Annotated in this window: 18 protein-coding genes; 7 read left to right on the top strand and 11 right to left on the bottom strand. The window is 43.4% G+C overall.

Annotated features, from left to right (window positions below; all coding sequences use genetic code 11):
• Positions 1-42: 42 nt before the first annotated feature.
• From QE417_RS14410 to QE417_RS14425, 4 genes are all read left to right on the top strand, one after another.
• On the top strand, positions 43-1,770 hold the full coding sequence (locus QE417_RS14410) for a S41 family peptidase (protein ID WP_311951125.1): 1,728 nt from the start codon (positions 43-45) through the stop codon (positions 1,768-1,770).
• Between the two features lie 161 nt (positions 1,771-1,931).
• A complete protein-coding gene (locus QE417_RS14415) occupies positions 1,932-2,456 on the top strand; it encodes a hypothetical protein (RefSeq protein WP_311951127.1) in 525 nt (174 codons plus the stop codon).
• Positions 2,457-2,687: 231 nt separating this feature from the next.
• Complete coding sequence (locus QE417_RS14420; protein ID WP_311951129.1) at positions 2,688-3,032, top strand: hypothetical protein; 345 nt, start codon at positions 2,688-2,690, stop codon at positions 3,030-3,032.
• A gap of 5 nt (positions 3,033-3,037) precedes the next feature.
• Complete coding sequence (locus QE417_RS14425) at positions 3,038-3,733, top strand: peptidylprolyl isomerase (protein ID WP_311951130.1); 696 nt, start codon at positions 3,038-3,040, stop codon at positions 3,731-3,733.
• Positions 3,734-3,749: 16 nt separating this feature from the next.
• On the opposite strand, the gene QE417_RS14430 is transcribed toward QE417_RS14425, so the two are convergent.
• Entirely contained in the window at positions 3,750-5,354 is a 1,605-nt protein-coding gene (locus tag QE417_RS14430; RefSeq protein ID WP_311951131.1) for a S41 family peptidase, read from the bottom strand.
• A 94-nt stretch (positions 5,355-5,448) separates the two neighbouring features.
• Between QE417_RS14430 and murQ the strand changes: the two genes are divergently transcribed.
• Positions 5,449-6,258 (top strand): N-acetylmuramic acid 6-phosphate etherase, encoded by an 810-nt coding sequence (gene murQ / locus QE417_RS14435; RefSeq protein ID WP_311951132.1) that lies wholly within the window; start codon positions 5,449-5,451, stop codon positions 6,256-6,258.
• 170 nt (positions 6,259-6,428) lie between these two features.
• On the top strand, positions 6,429-6,995 hold the full coding sequence (locus QE417_RS14440) for a hypothetical protein (RefSeq protein ID WP_311951134.1): 567 nt from the start codon (positions 6,429-6,431) through the stop codon (positions 6,993-6,995).
• A gap of 98 nt (positions 6,996-7,093) precedes the next feature.
• Here the strand turns inward: QE417_RS14440 and lnt are convergent, their stop codons facing one another.
• Both lnt and rsmI read right to left on the bottom strand, forming a co-directional pair.
• On the bottom strand, positions 7,094-8,707 hold the full coding sequence (lnt, locus tag QE417_RS14445; protein ID WP_311951136.1) for an apolipoprotein N-acyltransferase: 1,614 nt from the start codon (positions 8,705-8,707) through the stop codon (positions 7,094-7,096).
• Positions 8,708-9,259: 552 nt separating this feature from the next.
• On the bottom strand, positions 9,260-9,934 hold the full coding sequence (gene rsmI / locus QE417_RS14450; protein WP_311951138.1) for a 16S rRNA (cytidine(1402)-2'-O)-methyltransferase: 675 nt from the start codon (positions 9,932-9,934) through the stop codon (positions 9,260-9,262).
• Positions 9,935-10,064: 130 nt separating this feature from the next.
• Here rsmI and serS point away from each other — a divergent pair, with 130 nt between their 5' ends.
• The gene (gene serS / locus QE417_RS14455; protein ID WP_311951140.1) at positions 10,065-11,336 is read left to right on the top strand and encodes a serine--tRNA ligase; all 1,272 of its coding nucleotides are present in this window, start codon (positions 10,065-10,067) and stop codon (positions 11,334-11,336) included.
• Positions 11,337-11,370: 34 nt separating this feature from the next.
• Here the strand turns inward: serS and QE417_RS14460 are convergent, their stop codons facing one another.
• The 8 genes from QE417_RS14460 to QE417_RS14495 all read right to left on the bottom strand — a co-directional run bounded on the left by QE417_RS14460 (position 11,371) and on the right by QE417_RS14495 (position 17,327).
• Positions 11,371-11,703, bottom strand: a complete 333-nt coding sequence (locus QE417_RS14460) for a low molecular weight protein tyrosine phosphatase family protein (RefSeq protein ID WP_311951141.1) — start codon at positions 11,701-11,703, stop codon at positions 11,371-11,373.
• Positions 11,704-11,714: 11 nt separating this feature from the next.
• On the bottom strand, positions 11,715-12,698 hold the full coding sequence (locus QE417_RS14465; protein ID WP_311951144.1) for an HNH endonuclease: 984 nt from the start codon (positions 12,696-12,698) through the stop codon (positions 11,715-11,717).
• Positions 12,699-12,728: 30 nt separating this feature from the next.
• Positions 12,729-14,027: an amidohydrolase gene (locus QE417_RS14470; RefSeq protein ID WP_311951151.1), complete on the bottom strand. Its 1,299-nt coding sequence runs from the start codon at positions 14,025-14,027 to the stop codon at positions 12,729-12,731.
• A 377-nt stretch (positions 14,028-14,404) separates the two neighbouring features.
• Positions 14,405-15,082, bottom strand: coding sequence for a metal-dependent hydrolase (locus QE417_RS14475; protein ID WP_311951153.1), 678 nt, complete (start codon positions 15,080-15,082; stop codon positions 14,405-14,407).
• A gap of 68 nt (positions 15,083-15,150) precedes the next feature.
• Positions 15,151-15,447 (bottom strand): type II toxin-antitoxin system RelE/ParE family toxin, encoded by a 297-nt coding sequence (locus tag QE417_RS14480; RefSeq protein WP_311951155.1) that lies wholly within the window; start codon positions 15,445-15,447, stop codon positions 15,151-15,153.
• Complete coding sequence (locus tag QE417_RS14485) at positions 15,447-15,680, bottom strand: hypothetical protein (RefSeq protein ID WP_311951158.1); 234 nt, start codon at positions 15,678-15,680, stop codon at positions 15,447-15,449. The genes QE417_RS14480 and QE417_RS14485 overlap by 1 nt, the downstream gene beginning before the upstream one ends.
• Before the next feature lie 30 nt (positions 15,681-15,710).
• Complete coding sequence (locus QE417_RS14490; RefSeq protein WP_311951160.1) at positions 15,711-16,016, bottom strand: YbaB/EbfC family nucleoid-associated protein; 306 nt, start codon at positions 16,014-16,016, stop codon at positions 15,711-15,713.
• A 99-nt stretch (positions 16,017-16,115) separates the two neighbouring features.
• Positions 16,116-17,327: a serine hydrolase domain-containing protein gene (locus QE417_RS14495; RefSeq protein ID WP_311951162.1), complete on the bottom strand. Its 1,212-nt coding sequence runs from the start codon at positions 17,325-17,327 to the stop codon at positions 16,116-16,118.
• Positions 17,328-17,521 lie beyond the last annotated feature (194 nt).

The raw sequence follows: 17,521 nt of genomic DNA on the forward strand, positions 1-17,521 counted from the left end.
TTTAGTTATTATCGCCTTAAAAAACAGTGATTTTGCCGAAGAATGAGCGTGAAGAATTTATACCGTAAAGCGGGTGTTTGGGTTGGTGCGGCCGTTTTAGCTACGGGTGTATGGAGTTTTAGTGACGATTTGTTCCAGATTTCGAAAAACCTGGACGTATTTGCTTCGGTATATAAAGAGGTAAACCTTAACTATGTTGACGATATAAACTCGGCCAAAATGGTTAAAACTGGTGTTGATGCTATGCTCAATGGGTTAGATCCTTACACCGAGTTTGTGCCCGAATCGGAAATTGAGGATTACAAGCTACATTACGTAAGTACGCAATACGGCGGTATTGGTACCAGCATTTTTTCGCGCAATGGTAAGGTTTACGTTTCGGAAGTTTTTGAGGGTTTCCCGGCACAAAAAGCTGATGTTCGGCCCGGCGACCAGATCGTAAAAATTAACGATATTGAACTTACCGCCCGTAACAGCGATCAGGTAAGTCAGCTATTAAAGGGTAGTAAAGGTGCAGGGATTAAAATTTTGCTTAAACGAGGCGATGCTCCTGCATTTGAAAAAAGCCTGATACGTGAAGAAATTAAACAACCTAACGTTTCGTATTACGGTATGGTTGATGGTAATATGGGCTATATTAAGCTCGATAAGTTTCTCGAAAATTCGGCCGATGAGGTTACCAATGCGCTCACCAGTCTTAAAAAGAATAATCCCAGCGGCATCATATTAGATCTGCGCTCAAACGGTGGTGGTATATTACAGGAGGCTGTAAAAATTGTAAATCTCTTTGTGCAAAAAGATGTTGAAGTAGTATCGCAAAAGGGAAAAATCAAGGAGAAAAACTTTACCTACCGCACCGTAACCCAACCTGTTGAAGGCAACCTGCCATTGGTGGTGCTGGTTAACGGACGTTCGGCATCAGCATCAGAGATTGTAGCAGGTGCTTTGCAAGATTTAGATCGCGCGGTTATTATCGGGCAGCGTAGCTATGGTAAAGGATTAGTTCAGCAAACTTTTAGCTTGCCGTACAGCAGTTTGGTTAAAATTACCATTGCCAAGTATTTCATCCCATCGGGTCGTTGTGTGCAGGCATTAGATTATGCCCACCGTAAAGACGATGGCAGCGTGGTAAAAATGGCCGATTCATCGTTGCATGAGTTTAAAACCAAATCGGGCCGTTCGGTATATGATGGCAGCGGTGTATTCCCCGATATGCCGGTTAAGCAAGAGCGTTTTGCCGATGTTACGCAAACACTAATAGGCAAGTTGTACATGTTTGATTACGCCAACCAGTACCGGGCTAATCATCCTAAAATAGCAGCCCCTAAAGCCTTTACTTTAACCGATGCGGAATATGCCGATTTTACTAAATATTTATCGGGAAAAAACTACAGCTACAGTACTGCCAGCGAAAAAATATTGTCGGCATTAAAAACCGAGGCATCAAAAGACAAGCAATTTGCCGAATTGCAGCCTGAGTTAGAAGCCTTGAAAAATAAACTGGCCAGTACCAAAAAGAATGATTTGCAGGTTCACAAACCAGAAATTAAGCAAGTGCTCGAAAACGAAATAGCTGCCCGTTATTACTACGAGAAAGGCCGCTATGAGGCCAACTTTAAGTACGATAAGGAATTGGCTCAAGCCGTAAAAACTCTACAGGACAAACCATTACTGGCATCAATATTAAAAGGCGATGGCAGCTATCGCACCATAGGTAAGCCACAGCCAACTTTGGCAGCAGCTAAGGTTGACGACGATAACTCAAAATAAAAGACTATAACTTTTGATTACGCCCTGCGCATTTAAAAATGCCGGGGCTTTTTGTTTTACAACAATTTTGCGTATTTGGCAATTGTAACCAAACCAATACACTTTATATTTTAAACTTTTTATTAACACCAATTGTCATATTACCAAATTAACAAAACACTATGAAAAAGATACTCTTTGCAATGGCCATTTTGGTAAGTGGGCTTGCAATTAATTACAAAGCCGAAGCACAGGTAAGTTTAAATATTAACATAGGTAGCCAACCGGCATGGGGGCCTGTAGGATATGACTATGTGGACAATTATTATATGCCCGATATTGATGCTTATTACTCTGTGCCTACGCATCAGTATGTTTACTATTCAGGTGATCGGTGGGTTCGTGCAAACCGTTTACCATCAAGGTATAGCAATTACAACATTTATAACGGCTATAAAGTAGTTATTAATGAGCCTAATCCATGGGAACGTGCTACCGTTTACCGCACCCGCTACGCTGGATACAAAGGCCGCCACGATCAGGTAATTATTCGTAACAGCAGAGACGTGAAGTACAAAACGCATTATGTACCGGCCAGGCGCACCGTAGTTTATAAAAACAACGGCAATGGCAAAGCTAAAGGTCATTGGAAAGATAATGGCAATGGACACGGCCATGGAAACGGTAAAGGCCACGGCAAGCACTAATTGCGCTTTTCTACAAATACAAAAGGTCACCTACTTTGGTAGGTGACCTTTTGTATTTTACAGATTTGCCATTGTTTAATGCGGTAAGTGGTCTTGATTCCTGATTCTTTACTCTTTATTCTAATTTATATGAACATCCTGATCTTGGGTTCTAAACGGGTACAATGCGCATCCTATCATGAACTACGGTCTATCAACCATCAACTTCTAATCACTATCTTTACCCCTACTATGAAACCTGCTGAAATAAATGAAAAATGGAATGTGCTGCAGCAGCGTATTGCCGAAGATTTTGATACCGACCTGCCCGATATAAAAGTAATGCTGTTTTTAATTGGCGTACAGGAACTTGGCCAGGGTCCCCAAAAGTTTAGTAAACGCCAAAAGGAAGAACTGATGCATATTGCCAACTGTAAGCTGTTTAGTCAGTTGGGCTTTTATGAACTGGAGGGTGCCGATCAGGACGGTTGGCCGCATTGGAAACTGATCAAACCCATTCCGCCTTATACTTTACTGGAGCAGGAGATGGTGATGAAATCGCTAATTGTGACTTATTTTGACGAATTGGAAGGCTGATACATATGAAGAAACTGTTTACCCTATGCTTTATTCTTACCGCAACCTTGGCGCTGGCCAAGCCGCCTAAAAACCAATATGTGCGTATAAAAACAGCGTATGGTACAGTCATCATACGCCTGTATAACGAAACGCCTAAACACCGCGACAATTTTATAAAGCTTACCAAAGCGGGCTTTTATAATGGCACGCTATTCCACCGGGTGATTCAAAACTTTATGATTCAGGGAGGCGACCCGGACTCGAAGAAAGCTACTCCCGGACAGGCATTAGGCGAGGGCGATGTGAAATATACTATCCCGGCCGAGTTTAAGGATAGCCTCTTTCATAAGCGTGGCGTACTGGCTGCCGCCCGCGATAATAACCCAGCTAAAGCATCGAGCGGGTGCCAGTTTTATATTGTAGAGGGCAAACGGGTTACCGATGCAAAAATTGACTCATTGCAGCAAACCCGTTTAAAAGGATATGTAGTTCCAGAATGGCAGCGTGCCTGGTATAGATCGGTAGGAGGTACGCCTCAGCTCGACCACGGTTACACCGTTTATGGCGAAGTAGTGAGTGGCATTGATATGGTTGACCGTATAGCCGCCGTTAAAACCGACAAAAAAGACCGTCCTGAACAGGATGTGCCCATGACGGTAGAACTCCTAAAAAAACGGGAATGCAAGCAATTAGACAAACTGCTTGGGCTTGAAAAATAATACTGCTTTTAGTGAATTAATTTAAAGCGGCCACGGCTTTAGTAACACCTGCATCATTTTGGTTCATTATGCGGTAAAACCATTCGTTGCCCCATTTAAAGCGCGCCGCCTGTGCTTTCATAAAGGTTTTAACGTAAGCTTTATTAGCGGTAACATCTCTCACGTCAATTTCCTTAATAAATTCTGAGTTGTTAGCGTAATTTATAAAACGATTAAACTCAATATCGTTAACACTGTAAAAGCGCATAAAATCGTCAGGAGTACGGTAGTTTTTCAGAATGTTCTGCATATTATCAACCACATAGCCCGAAAATATCTGGTTGCGCACCAGGCTTAATATAAAACGGCTGTTTTCGGCAGCATCTTCGGGTACAAAAACATCGGGTGTAATTCCGCCTCCGCCATATACTTTTTTGCCTGCGGTAGTATGGTAGGTTACGCCGGTATTAGCGGTAGTATCTTCGAGGTCGTTTTGTGCCGAATACAACTCGCCTTTTTGCAAACGATCGGCTAAATCATTACGATAGCTGTCTACCCCATTTTTATACGACTTTTGTATGCTCCTGCCCGATGGGGTAAAGTAACGGGCTACAGTTAAGTTAAGCGCTGTGCCATCCTCAAATGTAAATTGCTCCTGCACCAGTCCTTTACCAAACGAGCGACGGCCTACAATAATGGCACGATCTAAATCCTGTAATGCTCCCGCCAAAATTTCGCTGGCCGATGCCGAGTGTTCATCAATCAGCACCGCAAGTTTACCCTGCTCAAATTCGCCCGAATCGCTTGCAAAATAATCAGTACGGGGTTCGTGCTGGCCCTGGGTATATACAATGAGTTTGTTTTTAGGTAAAAATTCATCGGCTAAAGTAGTGGCCGTGTTCAAATATCCGCCGCCGTTACCGCGTAAATCAAGCACTAACTTTTGCATGCCTTTGCCTTTGAGCCGTTTTAATGCCGATTGAAAATCAACATCGGTAGCCGAGCCAAATTTGCTTATTTTAATATAACCGGTACCCGGGGCGGTAATATAAGCGGCATCAAGGCTGCTCAAGCTTACGCGGCTGCGCTTTACACGGTAAGTTTTTATCGTTTTATCGGGGTTTAAAATGCCAACTTCCACCCCGGTATTACTCCGGCCGCTAAAAGCATCATTTACTTTATCGTTGGTTAAATGTGTGCCCGAAAATGGCTTCCCATTTAGCGTAACAACACGTGCGCCATTAGGTAAACCGGCTTTGGCCGCAGGTGAATTTGGTAAAACCTGGGTAACAAACAAAGTATCACGCAGTAATTGCGATTCGATGCCTATGCCATCAAAACCGCCTTCCAGTTTTTCGCTTAATGATTGTGCTTGTTTTTGGTGAAGATATACCGAGTGCGGGTCGAGCTTTTGCAGCATGTTGTTGATGGTAACGCCTTCTACGCTGTCAACATCAATAGAGTCGACGTATTTTTTACGTACAATTTGCATCACCTTATCCAGCTTATTGCTGTTGGGCGAGTATGCGGTTAAATCTTCGGGAGGTAAAGCGGCCGACCGACGGTTAATGAGCAGGCCAATGGCCACACCACACAACACCAGTATCATCGACCTGAAAATTATTCCCGCAGTTTGTTTCATCCCCTTGCTAACAAAAGTACAACTTATATACGTTGTAGGTTTGTTATTGTTGACGGAATTTTACCCATTTTTGTTACAGATTTGTAAGAATAATATGATTAACACTACCGAACAAGATTCGCATTACAATCAATTAGAAAAATTGCCCATAGCAGAACTATTGCAAAACATCAATCGCGAAGATAGATCGGTTCCGCTGGCAGTTGAAAAGGCGTTGCCCCAGATAGAAAAACTGGCTGCCGCAGTAACTGAAAAAATGCGTGCCGGTGGCCGCTTGTTTTACATAGGTGCAGGCACCAGCGGCCGTTTGGGAGTGGTTGATGCCTCAGAGTGCCCGCCAACCTTTGGTGTGCCTTTTGATTGGGTAGTAGGTATTATTGCCGGTGGCGACACTGCCATACGCAAAGCCGTTGAGTTTGCCGAAGACGATGCAGAACAAGCCTGGAAAGATCTTTTGGAATACAACATCACCGATAAAGACATAGTGGTGGGCATAGCAGCATCGGGCCGAACGCCATATGTTATTGGAGGTTTAAAAATGGCTAATCAGAACGGCTTAATTACCGGATGTATTGTTTGCAACGCAGGTAGCCCGATTGCGGCAGAGGCACAGTTACCTGTTGAAGTAGTTACAGGCCCTGAATTTGTAACCGGCTCAACCCGTATGAAAGCGGGTACGGCTCAAAAGCTGGTTTTAAACATGCTGAGCACCACAGTAATGATACAGTTAGGCCGGGTAAAAGGTAATAAAATGGTAGATATGCAGTTATCAAATCATAAGCTGGTTGACCGCGGCACCCGTATGATCATGCAGGAGATTAACGTTGACGAATCAACTGCAGCATCCTTATTAAAGGAGCACGGAAGCGTGCGCAAAGCGGTGGTAGCGTTTAAGAGCTTGTAATGCGCAGATTTGCTGATGTGCAAATATGCAGATGAGAGCATTGATTCGCATATAAGCGAAATACAAGAAGGAAAGAATTATTTAACTAATGAGATATGCAGCTAAGTGCGGATGTGCAAATCAAATCATTTGCACATCCGCAAATTTGCATATCTGCACATTTTAAAAGAATGCACGAGATAGAACCATATTACAGGTGGAGGGATGATTACATTGCGGCAGAGGATGAGTATTCGCCTTTTTATGCTACGGTGTATAATGAGTTTGAGTTTGATAAGCAGGTGTACAATTTTTTGCTGCACCCGCAGTGGGATTCGTTTGGGTCGAGCACGTTATACATGAAAGTGCTGTATGCCGATTATGACCGGGGCTACGTTATCATCGAATTTATTGGTGAATGGAACGATGCCATTGGCAACGATATTATGCTTCTTAAGCGCGAAATAATGGAGCTAATGATAGATAATGGCCTTAATAAGTTCATCCTCATAGGTGAAAATATCCTGAACTATCACTCATCCGACGATTGCTATTATGAAGAATGGTTTCAGGATATAGAGGATGGCTGGATTGCGGGCCTGAATTTTCGCGAACACGTAATACGCGAGTTTAAGCAAAATAACATCGATTACTTTATAAACTTTGGCGGCGAACTGGATGAGTTTAACTGGCGCGGGCTGAAGCCTTTACAGGTATTTAAAAAGGTGGAAGAGCAGTTGATGCGCAGGTTGAATTAGATTAGCCCCCTCTAAATCTCCCCCGGTAGGGGGGACTTAAAAAAAACTACTTTTTTAAACCCCTTCCGCCTTAGGCGGAGAGCGTTTGGGTGGGGCTATCAAGCCTTTCTCCTCCTAAAACTGCTCAACAAAATCCATACACCTCCCACACAAGCCAATATAATTGCAGTATAAGGCAAATAATCGCCATGTTGCGTATAGAAGGTTAAACGCGAGTTAAGATTAATATTTTGCCGTAAGGCCGCACGCACCCACCAGCCCGATTGTTGTACTACATCTCCCCGTTGGTTAATAAAACCCGAGATGCCGGTATTGGCCGAGCGGGCAACCCAGCGGCGGTTTTCAATAGCACGAAGCTTGGCGTAATCAAAATGCTGGTCTTTACCCGAGGTGTTTTCCCACCAGCCATCGTTGGTAATAATGGCAATGAATTGTGCCCCTTTTTTTACCGATTGCGCCACCCAGTTACCCCAAATGGTTTCGTAGCAAATAACCGGGTCGGCACCTACGCCGCTTTGTGAGTAAAAAACATCAGGCTCGTTTTGGCTACCATAACCACCGCTCGAACCGCCCAAGTGTTCAAAAACAGGTTTCAAAAAACTTAAAGCCGAACCAAAAGGCATTAATTCGGCCCCAGGTACTAATTTCGATTTATGGTAAAACTGTAGCTTCTCGCCGTTTTGAATATTTACAGCGGCGTTAAAACGATCATAAAATTGGCTGCTTCCACTCAACTGTTGTGCAGTTGGTGTATGCGCATCATTATAAATTTTGTAAGTAGATATACCTGTAAGCAGGTTGCCGTTTTTGTGTTTAACTAAAAACTGCTTAACCTGATTAAATTGCGGCGTTCCCGAAAATGCATCTTCATTAATATCTTCCGAAATAGCCGTTTCAGGCCAGATGAAATACTCTGTATTCGGCAGCGCTGCCGAATCGGATAGCTTTGTGAGTGTGCTTATCTCCTCGTAAGGCGGTACATTAAACTTAGTATACGGGTCAATGTTGGGTTGCACCACCACTATGCCCGACGGGCTAATTTCTTCCTCGTAATTATAATACCGCGATAGCGACAGTCCTAAAGGCAGCAGCAATACCAATACAAACGCCGAAATTAACTTTAAGCGCTGTTGCTTGCTTTGAGCTTCGCGCAGGCCTAAATACAGCAAATACAGTAATATATTACAAGCCCATATCCATACGGTGCCGCCATAAACGCCGGTATACTCGTACCATTGTATCCATTTATGGCTTACAGCAAACCCGTTGCCCAACGTCATCCACGGAAAGTTCAACTCCCAGCTTTGGTGCAGGTATTCGTAAGCAATCCAAAAGCAAACCAACGCTGCCAACGCCCAGCCGCGCGAAGTAGCAACACGCATACGGTAATATAACCAACAGGCACCCGCCATTAACAATGGCCCCAAGCTGTACGGAATAAGCGTAACAGGTATAGCGGCAACCGGGCCAATAATTTTAAGTGAATTATAAACCCAGTATATACAAAGCGTATTCCATACAAAAAAGCCAATAAAGGTGGTGGCAAAAACAAGTCGCCCTTTTTTGCTTGAGTTTGATTGAATGATGTTTTCCATTGCCATAAGCATGGGCACCAGGCCAACAAATAAAAAGAATGTAGTATATGAAGTAGGCGGCCAGGCAATCCACAGCAACAGCCCCGAGAATACAGCGAGTAAAAGGTTTTTTCTCATGCGATACAAAGAAACGAGGAATGTGTTAAATGATTGTATTCATGTTGAATAAATTATGTGATAGCCTTACTCAATCCTATCCGCCTGGGGGAGGGCTTAACCAACACGTCATTGCGAGACAGTGTGGCAAGAGCATTGGCCGTCGAAGCAATCTCTGCGTAGGCATGTCACGTTACTTGTCACTCGTCTACCGCTTCTGAGCCGCGGAGGCTCTTTGTTCTTTCCTTTATGAAAGAACCAAAACTAAGCGGAGCGTTCTCATGAACACCCATAAAACCAAACAACAGGTGAATAATCAAGTCGCCTCCCTATGCTTCGTTTGTCGCACGTGGCCACTGCTGCAAATCCAGGCAGCACCACGGACTTTTTATCTTTTGCCACACTTCGTTCCCGCTTGGCCTGCGCTTCGGCAAAATCTAAGAGGCCCCTTCCTGCCGCACAGCCCATCGGTGTTGCCTGCTTTCGCCCCGAAGCTGGGAGGCGACGGAAGAGTATCACTTGATATTATTTTATTTAAAGCCCTCTCTCCCGGGGAGGGTTTGGGTGGGGCTTTTACTCCTTCCCCGCTACGCAAATCACAAACTCCCCCTTAACCGGATGTGTTTCATAATAGGCCTTTACCTCGGCTACTGTACCGCGTACGGTTTCTTCAAAAACCTTAGTCAGCTCCCGCGATACGGAAATCATTCGGTCTTCGCCCCAATAGGTAATCATCTCATCCAAAGTTTTTAACAAACGGTGTGGCGATTCGTACAGTATGATGGTGCGCTCTTCGTCGGCTAAAAACTTATAGCGGGTTTGGCGGCCTTTTTTCAAGGGAAGAAATCCTTCGAAACAAAATTTATCGGTAGGGAAACCCGAGTTTACCAAGGCTGGTACAAACGCGGTGGCACCAGGCAAACACTCAACAGGTATATTAAACTTTAAAGCCTCGCGTACCATAAAAAAACCAGGATCGGATATGGCAGGCGTACCGGCATCAGATATGAGAGCAATGTTCTTTCCCTCCAGCAAAAACTTCACAATTTCACTGCTCGATTGATGCTCGTTGTGCTGATGATGTGCAAATACCCGCTTTTCTATCCCGAAATGCTTGAGCATAGGGGCCGATGTACGGGTATCTTCGGCCAGTATCAGGTCGGCCTCCTTTAGCACGCGTATAGCGCGATAGGTCATATCCTCAAGGTTGCCAATAGGCGTGGGCACTAAGTAGAGTTTACCAGTCATGCTGTTTTAGTGAGTAGCTATTGGTTGAATAGTTGATTAGGTAAAGCGTGAGCAAGCCAAAATAAAACCACTCACCATTCTCTATTAACCACTCACCAATTATATCTTTGCTGTTCAGAAATTAAAAATAATGCTGCAAGTTAGTTATATCCGCGATAACAAGGAACAGGTTTTGGCTCGTTTGGCTGTTAAAAACTTTAAACAATCAGAGCTGGTTGACGAAATTCTGGCGCTCGACGATAATCGTAAGCAAACTCAGAACCGTTTAGACAGTACATCGGCCGAGGCCAATGCTGCCGCTAAACGTATTGGAGAGCTGATGCGTACCGGGCAAAAAGAAGAAGCCGAAAAGGTAAAATCGCAAACCGGGACTTGGAAAGAGGATATTAAAAAATATGGTGAAGAACTCACCAATATTGAGCAGGAGTTATTGCAAAAAATTGTATTACTGCCCAACCTGCCGCACGCAAGCGTACCCAAAGGCGTAAGTGCCGAGGATAACGAAATTGTATTGGAAAATGGCGATAAACCGGCCCTGCCCGAAAGCGCATTGCCACACTGGGAACTGGCGGCCAAATACAATATCATTGATTTTGAGCTGGGTGTTAAAATTACCGGAGCGGGTTTCCCTGTTTATAAGGGTAAAGGCGCCAAACTGCAACGTGCACTCATCAGTTTCTTTTTAGATGAGGCCGAAAAAGCAGGTTACAGCGAAGTTATGCTGCCGCTTATGGTGAACGAAGCATCAGGCTTTGGTACCGGCCAGCTGCCCGATAAAGAAGGCCAGATGTACTTTGTTGGTCAGGATAATTTGTATTTGATACCAACCGCCGAAGTTCCCATTACCAACTTGTACCGCGATGTTATTTTAAAGGCTGATGAATTACCTGTTAAAAATACAGGCTACACCCCTTGTTTCCGCCGCGAGGCCGGTTCATATGGAGCACATGTGCGTGGACTGAACCGTTTGCACCAGTTTGATAAGGTAGAAATTGTACAGGTGGTTCACCCTGATAACTCTTACGATATTATAGAGGAAATGAGCAGCCACATACAAGGCCTGCTGCAAAAGCTGGGCCTGCCTTACCGCGTGCTGCGTTTATGCGGTGGCGATATGGGTTTTGCCTCGGCCTTAACTTATGATATGGAAACCTGGAGCGCAGCACAACAGCGCTGGTTAGAGGTATCATCAGTATCAAACTTTGAAACTTACCAGAGTAACCGCCTTAAACTGCGTTTCCGTAATGCCGAGGGTAAAACCCAATTGGCACACACGCTTAACGGTAGCGCACTGGCCTTACCGCGTATTGTAGCTACGTTATTAGAAAACAATCAAACCGAAAACGGTATAAAAATTCCCGAAGCATTAGTGCCTTACACCCGCTTTGAGTGGATAGACTAAGTTGATTTTGGAAGTCGGGTTTTCGATTTGATTTTTATTCCTCCTCTTCGAGATAGGGCTTTAGTGCGTTAGCTAAATACGCAATTAATTCGGGGTCGTTGTACTGGTAATTGTCTTCAATATCCAGCACAACGACCTCTTTTTCGTTTATAACCTCTTCAAAACGTTGCTTCAGGAGTTGCTTGTGCTTACGCTCCATTACAAAAATCACATCGGCCCAGGCCAGCAGTTTGGCACTAACCTTAATGCGGGCTTTATCGCTGGTACCTGCCGAGCGGGCTTCATACACCGGATGGTTTTTAAACAGATGCGCGGCCGTGGGGCTGCGCCATTGGTTTTTGCTGCAGATGAAGAGGAGGTTGGGCAATTTTTGGTTTATTAGATACTATCTTCTTCAATAAAAAGAACTTGTCTTTTTTCAATAATTTTCAGTAATCTATCTAAGTAAATAGATACATTATTTCTTGTTTGCTCATGTATTAGGTACATGTTTTCAAAATGTTGTTTAGTCAAACTTATATTTACCTTCCGCTCTTGCTGATTATTAGTTAAAACATTGTATGAGTATGTTTCATCAATGCTTTCGCCTTCATATTCTAAGTTAAATATAACTATGAACTTTTGCATGCTAAAAAGCTCCAAGTAGGCATACAATGTTTTTTTCTGTTTTGAGCCTTTAAGGTGTATAACATGTGAAACCTCATCTTCATTTAAAGAATAAGAAGTGTGATTGGTAGGATAATAAAAGAATACAGGGCAATCTTTGCCTCCATTAACGACAAAATCAATTATTGTTTTACATTCAGATTTATCGTGTTCTCTAAGTAGATAATAATTCAAAGCAATCTTAGCTATTGAACGCATATAGGTTATTCCTCCAAATCCAATCTCTTTAGGTTTGGTTGATAATTTATTTTGAACATAGCCTTTTTCTTTGTCAGGCAACGTTGTATACTTCTTATATTCAATTTTATGCTTCCTTGATAATTGCGTTCTAAGGTCTTTTAAAACTTTAGGATATTGCTTATTGGTAAGGAAATATTCTTTATCCCCACCCTCCACATTTACTCGGAGCCTCCATAATGCTTGCAGACCTTGTCCGACGAGCTTTATTTGCCCGTTAGCAGTAATTAATGGGATTTTTATCTCCCCTTTTTTTCTGTCACGCTTGATTGATAGTAAGTCTCCAAAAACACCAATTTGGTCGGCTAATTCACCATCTATATGTTCACCAAACTTTTGATTACACCCAGCGCAAATTAGTTTGTAAGATTTTAATCTACCTCCTATGCTATTATTAATCACATGTTCTAAAGAGCGATTTTCCTCTGTTAGTTCATCGCCACAACCGTAACAATTCATAAATAAAATTATCAAATTATGTCTCGGGGATTACTTCCCCGCCATATAATCCAACGTCAAATTACACAAAGCTTTAACGCCCAGCGTAAACCCGCTTTCGTCTATATAAAAATCGGGCGTGTGGTGTGCGGCTGTTTTGAGCGGGTCTTGTCCTTTGGGCATGCCACCTAAAAAGATGAACAGGCCGGGTATTTTTTCCTGGAAGAAACTGAAATCTTCGGCACCGGTTACGGCTGGGCGCAGCAGCACGTTGGCAGCCCCGGCAGTAGCTTGCAGAGTGGGCAGCATTTTTTCGGTCAGTTTCGGGTCGTTGTAAGTTACGGGGTAACGTACACTCAGCGGAATTTTAACTTCGGCAGTGGCACCGGCCGCCTCGGCGGTTTTGGTGGCAATGGTTTTTACGCGTTCGATGAGTGTTTTTTCATCGGCCGCACTTAATGCACGCAGGGTGCCAAGCATAGTTACCTGCTCGGGGATAATGTTGGAGCGGTTACCTCCGTTTATAGAACCAATAGTTACTACGGCCGCATTTTCGGTTACGTTAATGTTGCGGCTTACAATAGTTTGCAAACTGTTTATAATTTGTGCCGAAACTACAATAGGGTCAACGCTGCTCCAGGGATAAGCACCGTGGGCTTGCTTGCCTTTTACCACAATTTGCATATCGTTCACGGCAGCCATGGTTCCACCGGGGCGGTAAGTTATTTTACCCACCTCGGTTTGGGCGTTTATGTGTAAGCCAAAAATGGCATCTACCTTAGGGTTTTCCAGCACGCCTTCTTTAATCATCAGCTCGGCACCGCCTTCTTCGCCAAACGGAGCACCTTCTTCGGCCGGTTGAAAAATGAATTTTACGGTTCCATGTAAAACGTTTTTCATGCCTGATAATACTTCGGCCACGCCCATCAAAATAGATACATGCGTATCGTGCCCGCAGGCGTGCATCACACCAACCTCGGCATTGTTATAGGTGGATTTTATTTTTGATGCAAACGGAATATTTACCCGCTCGGTAACAGGCAAGCCATCCATATCGGCACGCAAAGCCACTACCGGACCGGGCTTACCGCCTTTAAGCACTCCAACCACCCCGGTTTTAGCTACCCCGGTTTTTACCTCAATTCCCAAGGCTTTTAAATGTGCCGCAATAATGCCCGCCGTGCGGGTTTCGTGATTGCCCAACTCGGGGTTAGCGTGAAAATCGCGTCGCCAGGCTATTACTTTAGCCTCCAGGGCATCGGCCTTTTTAGCAGCCTGGGCTTTTAAAGCAGTTTGTGCAAAAGAGGTTGAAGCGTATAGTGAGAATGCAAGGATGTAAAGTTTTTTCATGCCCGGATGGTTTTGGGCTTTAAGATAGCGTTTTAAAAAATAAAATTAGTTATATTGTATGAAGCAAATTCTACAATGTTTGGATTTGCTTTGACTTACTGCAGTGCCTTGTTAGGATAGGTAAAGTGTTTTTACACCTGCCTGTGGATGTTACTTTTTGTTTGCTGAAAGAAAAGTAACGCAAAAGAAAAGGCTGCGGCTACGTGCTGTTGCTACTTTGGTCTGTGCTTGTACTTAGGTCTGTGGTTACCGCAACATTCCTGATGCCGCGGAAGAGATAAGGTGTTAGGACTGTGCTTTGGGCTGGTAGTAAAAGAAAAACGGCACCGCTGTTACGGTGCCGTTTTTCTTTTATTAATGAGTAATTGTTCGTTCTCTTACAATTCAATGCTCTCGCCAATTGCCGGGAGTTTTAAGTTCAGACCGGCTTTCAAGAACTTTTCTTTAGCCTCATTTTTATCAATTTTTATAACCGGGAAGGTGTCATAATGCACACCTACCACATTCTTGCAGGCAATAAAATCGCAGGCCTTAACGGCATCATTAATACCCATGGTATAGTTATCGCCTATGGGTAATATTGCCCAGTCAAGTTCGTCTTCGGCCAGGAGTTTCATGTCATAGGTAAGAGCGGTATCACCGGCAAAATATATCTTTTTGTTTTCGGCATAAATTACAAAACCTGCAGGTACGCCGCCGTAACTGCCATCGGGCATTGAGCTGGAGTGAAGGGCATAAACCATTTTCACTTTACCAAAATCAAAGTCGAAAGCACCGCCAATGTTCATGCCGTGCGCATCAGGCACACCGTTGTTGCCCAGCCATCCGGCTATTTCGGCAATACAAATTACTTGGGCACCGCTTTGTTTTTGAATGGGCAACAGGTCTGCTACGTGGTCGCCATGCCCGTGCGATATAAGGATGTAGTCGGGCTTTAGCGCATTAACATCAATATGTTTAGCCAACTCATTAGGCGTTATAAACGGATCGAACAGCAGGGTTTTGCCACCGGTTTGTATTTCAACGGTTGAATGGCCGTAATAGGTAAGTTTCATAGTTAGCTTGTTTAATGTTTTAACAAAGTTATAGATAGTTGTTTAAACATAGAGTAGTAACAGCGTTATCAAACTTTTGTTAGTTTATCCGGGTTTTGGCGATTGTCCCAAAACATAACCAACTGAACCGAACCATTTTTGAACCTGTATAATAAGCTGGTTTGTTTAGTTATTACCGCACGATAAGCATTCTTGCGAACGGAATACGGATAAAGCTGATAGTTATGAGATATATGTTTGATTGTAATGCTTACCCGATGTGTAAAATCAATAACTTCTTTCTCAGTCCACTCCTCACTTAAATAACGCAGTATATTGTAATAGGTTATTTTAGCTTTAGGAGACCATATAATGGGATAGTTCATTATTTTTTTCCAAAAAGCCGCTTTGCTTCCTCCATTACTTCCTCGTGTGGAATGCCTTCACCCCGGTCAAGCTGTTCACAGGCTTCATCAAAATGGGTTTCTGCTTCTTTAGGTAAAGTATTCCAAAAGTCATCACTTTCCATCTCCAATAAAGCCTGTACTTCTTGTAATACCGCGTCATCATCAGTATTAATGATGCGCTCAACAATTTTGTATTTTAATGCTGCGTCCATATTTAAAGATACAGAATTTCTACAGAAAAATTATTGTCCAAACATGCCACCCAAATCGCCAAACATATTTTTGGTCATAGCGGCCATTTCGGTTTGGCTTACGTTTTCGGCCTGTTCCAAGGCTTTGTTAACAGCAAGTACCATGAGCTCTTCCAACTCTTCTTTATCAGCTTCTTTCAAAAACTCTTCGTTAATATTGATGCTTTGCAATACCTTATTGGCATTGGCCGTTACGGTAATTTTACCACCTTCAACACTACCGCTCACGGTAACATTGTCTAAGCGGTTTTTCATTTCGCCAGCTTTTTGCTGGGCTTCAAATAGTTTATCGAACATGATTTTTGAGTTATTGGTTGATTGAGTTAAATATTTGATTGAGTTATAATTAAGTTTACAACTACTCACTTAATCAACTACTCAACCACTCACAAAATATTAATCTTCCGCTGTTTCGCCAGTACCTTTATAGGCATCCTTGCGTACCACTGGCATACCTGTGGCTTTAAACAAATCGTCTAAATGTAAGAGACTGCCATTCACTAAGTTTCCTAACAAAATAATGGTGACATCGTTTTTAAGGTCGCGCAAGAAAATATGGCGAAAACCGTGCCACCAGCCAGTATGGTAAACCACCTTCTGGTTTTTGTCTTCAAATATGCGCCAACCGTAGCCGTAACTAAAGTGACCACGAATTAACGGCGTTACATGAGCTGCATACGCCGAGTCCTGCGTGGCCGGTTTAATTAAACGCCCGGCTTTCAGCGCCTGGTCAAACAGGTACAAATCGCCAATGGTGCTGTAAATGCCTTTATCGCCCACGGGGCCATCTAAAAAGTTTTGTGCTACCGAGTAACGCCAGCTATTACGATCGTGGCCAACTACATCGGCCGGTATTTTATCATAAACCGCTTTTGAGTAAACGGCCGTATGCGTCATGCCCGATGGTTTAAAGATGTTCTCCTGCATATATTGTGCATAGGGCATGCCTGTAACCTTTTCGATAATGGCACCCAGCACCATGTAGTTGGAGTTGTTGTATAAAAAGCGCACGTTGGGCTTATTAAAAGGAGCCGGTTTATATTCGGCAATCAGGTTCATTACCTGTTGGTTGGTAATGCCTTTCTTTTGGTCGCGGTGCTCTTTGCGGTACAGGCCGTCAACAAAGTAAACATAGTTCATCATGCCCGAGCGGTGGGTGAGCAGCAGGCGTATGGTTACACCTTCGTACGGAAAGTTGGGATAAAAGTCGCGCACATCCTGGTCGAGTTTAATTTTACCTTGTTCCCAAAGCATCATGATGGCCGTGCCGGTCATGGTTTTTGATACCGATGCCAGTTCGAACTTCGAATCGAGCTTTAAACTATCGCGGGTGAGGTGATTGGCCCAGCCAAAGGCACCTTCATAAATGATCTTTCCCTTTTTGGCTACCAGCACATTACCGTTGAAAGCACTTTTTTTATGCAGGTGCTGCATAAAAGCATCAACTTCTTTATCGGCATCCTTGGGATCGTATTTTAACAGCTTTTGCGGCTCAAAGGGTTTTCCTTCATTTTTAACACCATTTTTAGAAGAAGAAGAATTGGAGCAGGATGCCAATACATTCATGACCAGCATGCCGGCCAATATACTTTTGTTCAGTAAGTTCATTATATACACAGAGAGAGCCTTCGCTTTAAACGACTGCGAAAATCAGAAATTATACCCCGGTTAAAAAGTAAATGTTTTAATTATTTCACTTAAAGTTTTTGTTAGGACATAATTAACAAAAAACACCCATAAAGTTAAGGTTTAAGCAAGCCTAATAGAGTGCCGACAATTAAATTAAGAAATAAACATATTTA

It is taken from the genome of Mucilaginibacter terrae (assembly GCF_031951985.1).
Taxonomy (GTDB): domain Bacteria; phylum Bacteroidota; class Bacteroidia; order Sphingobacteriales; family Sphingobacteriaceae; genus Mucilaginibacter; species Mucilaginibacter terrae_A.

Bases quoted from the DNA above. Each gene is read 5' to 3' on its own strand.
- QE417_RS14410 (WP_311951125.1), top strand. From the start codon at position 43: ATGAGCGTGAAGAATTTATACCGTAAAGCGGGTGTTTGGGTTGGTGCG.
- QE417_RS14415 (WP_311951127.1), top strand. From the start codon at position 1,932: ATGAAAAAGATACTCTTTGCAATGGCCATTTTGGTAAGTGGGCTTGCA.
- QE417_RS14420 (WP_311951129.1), top strand. From the start codon at position 2,688: ATGAAACCTGCTGAAATAAATGAAAAATGGAATGTGCTGCAGCAGCGT.
- QE417_RS14425 (WP_311951130.1), top strand. From the start codon at position 3,038: ATGAAGAAACTGTTTACCCTATGCTTTATTCTTACCGCAACCTTGGCG.
- QE417_RS14430 (WP_311951131.1), bottom strand. From the start codon at position 5,354: ATGAAACAAACTGCGGGAATAATTTTCAGGTCGATGATACTGGTGTTG.
- murQ (WP_311951132.1), top strand. From the start codon at position 5,449: ATGATTAACACTACCGAACAAGATTCGCATTACAATCAATTAGAAAAA.
- QE417_RS14440 (WP_311951134.1), top strand. From the start codon at position 6,429: ATGCACGAGATAGAACCATATTACAGGTGGAGGGATGATTACATTGCG.
- lnt (WP_311951136.1), bottom strand. From the start codon at position 8,707: ATGAGAAAAAACCTTTTACTCGCTGTATTCTCGGGGCTGTTGCTGTGG.
- rsmI (WP_311951138.1), bottom strand. From the start codon at position 9,934: ATGACTGGTAAACTCTACTTAGTGCCCACGCCTATTGGCAACCTTGAG.
- serS (WP_311951140.1), top strand. From the start codon at position 10,065: ATGCTGCAAGTTAGTTATATCCGCGATAACAAGGAACAGGTTTTGGCT.
- QE417_RS14465 (WP_311951144.1), bottom strand. From the start codon at position 12,698: ATGAATTGTTACGGTTGTGGCGATGAACTAACAGAGGAAAATCGCTCT.
- QE417_RS14470 (WP_311951151.1), bottom strand. From the start codon at position 14,027: ATGAAAAAACTTTACATCCTTGCATTCTCACTATACGCTTCAACCTCT.
- QE417_RS14475 (WP_311951153.1), bottom strand. From the start codon at position 15,082: ATGAAACTTACCTATTACGGCCATTCAACCGTTGAAATACAAACCGGT.
- QE417_RS14480 (WP_311951155.1), bottom strand. From the start codon at position 15,447: ATGAACTATCCCATTATATGGTCTCCTAAAGCTAAAATAACCTATTAC.
- QE417_RS14485 (WP_311951158.1), bottom strand. From the start codon at position 15,680: ATGGACGCAGCATTAAAATACAAAATTGTTGAGCGCATCATTAATACT.
- QE417_RS14490 (WP_311951160.1), bottom strand. From the start codon at position 16,016: ATGTTCGATAAACTATTTGAAGCCCAGCAAAAAGCTGGCGAAATGAAA.
- QE417_RS14495 (WP_311951162.1), bottom strand. From the start codon at position 17,327: ATGAACTTACTGAACAAAAGTATATTGGCCGGCATGCTGGTCATGAAT.